Here is a 1,527-nt window from a genome sequence, read left to right as displayed (position 1 = left end):
TGTTTGCAAGGACTTCCCCTGCGAGTCAAGAAGTAATTAAGGCGGTACCTGCGGCGGCAGGTACCTCAACCATTGCGGTGGGCCAGTTTCTGTAGTCATATGGCGAATTGATGTCAGCGGATACAACGGCAAGCAAAGGTACAGACTGCGTCTTTGCAAACGGCCTTGTTGCGTCCAGGATCTGGCGCGGGCCACGATATTAGCCGCACGAGAGCGCCCCATTTGAAATCCGGCTCGGCGTTGCACCAGGGATCAACTGTTGCAATGATTGCCGGCCAACAGAATCGTCGGGCTCTTCTCTCGTTCGGTCCAACCTCGTCTTGCTATCGTACCGGGCTGTACATCAGTGATTCATGAATTTGTTGCTGGATTTACGCAAGCCATTGGGTGCCGTATCCAGGCGGAGGCATCATAGTTCTCATCCTTAGCGAGCATCGCCCACAGCATGCGCGCATGTTTGTTGGCAATGGCGATCACCGTCTTGAAGTAGCCCTTTCGGGCATACAAGGCACTGATCCAGCGCTGCAGTCGACTAGCCTTCAATGGGTCCGCACGCAACGCGCTTTGTAAGGCGCTACGTGCACCCTGGATCAACAGGTTTCGGAGATAGACATTCCCTCGTAAGCTAATCCGTCCCAGTCGGGTCTTGCCACCGGAACTGTGCTGCCGCGGAGTTAGCCCAAGCCAGGCGCCAAACCGTCGTCCATTCCTGAACGCTTTGGGATCAGGTACCGTGGCGGCCAGGGCACTGGCAGTGATCGGACCAACACCTGTGAGCTGCATTGCACGCTGCGCGGCAGCGCTCTGTTTGGCATGAGCGGCAATCTGTTCATCGCAACGAGCCATTCTGGCGTGCAGTGAGCTCAGCTGCTCGCGCACCTCAATCAATAGTGCGTGGATAGGATCCGGCAAGCGTGGATCTTCAGTCAATATCGGCAAGGCAGCCATCAGGCGATCCGGGGATCGTGGAATGACCACACCATATTCCGCTAGCAGTCCGCGTACCCGATTGAGTAAGGCAATGCGTTCTTCCTTCCAGCCTTCTCGTACGCAATGCCAGGCTAGCGTTGCCTGCTGACCGACTGTCTTAATTGGCACAAAACGCATCGTCGGTTGACGACCGGCAATCGCGACCGCCTCTGCGTCGGCCGTATCATTCTTGCCACCCTTGCGAAATGGCACGACGAACTCAGGCGCAATCAACCGGGCAATATGGCCACGTGCGGCAAACCACCGGCCCCAATGATGCGACGAGCCACACGCTTCCATGGCGACGGTGCTAGGTTGAAGTTGTGCCGCCCAGCGCTCAAATGCGTCTCGCCGGAATACGCGTTGCTCGGTCACCGCGCCATGTTGGTCCATGACACATACCGCGATCACCTCCTTTGCGAGATCGATGCCAATGGTAGTAAGCTGTTCCATGACTTCCCCTCCTGTTCAGATTGAACAACGACACCTCAATCTTGGCACTCGATGCCGTGCGACTTCAACACCGCGTCGGGACGGGGAAGTCCCTTACATTTGAAA

1 protein-coding gene is annotated in these 1,527 nt (G+C 56.6%); it reads right to left on the bottom strand.

From position 1 onward, the window contains the following. Positions 1-351: 351 nt before the first annotated feature. Positions 352-1,422 (bottom strand): IS110 family transposase, encoded by a 1,071-nt coding sequence (locus tag ACFQUU_RS29240; protein ID WP_382252144.1) that lies wholly within the window; start codon positions 1,420-1,422, stop codon positions 352-354. Positions 1,423-1,527: the final 105 nt, after the last annotated feature.

This window comes from Herbaspirillum sp. GCM10030257, assembly GCF_042666555.1.
Lineage (GTDB): Bacteria > Pseudomonadota > Gammaproteobacteria > Burkholderiales > Burkholderiaceae_D > Noviherbaspirillum.
This window is presented reverse-complemented; position numbering and strand designations above follow the sequence as displayed.

Bases quoted from the DNA above. Each gene is read 5' to 3' on its own strand.
- ACFQUU_RS29240 (WP_382252144.1), bottom strand. From the start codon at position 1,422: ATGGAACAGCTTACTACCATTGGCATCGATCTCGCAAAGGAGGTGATC.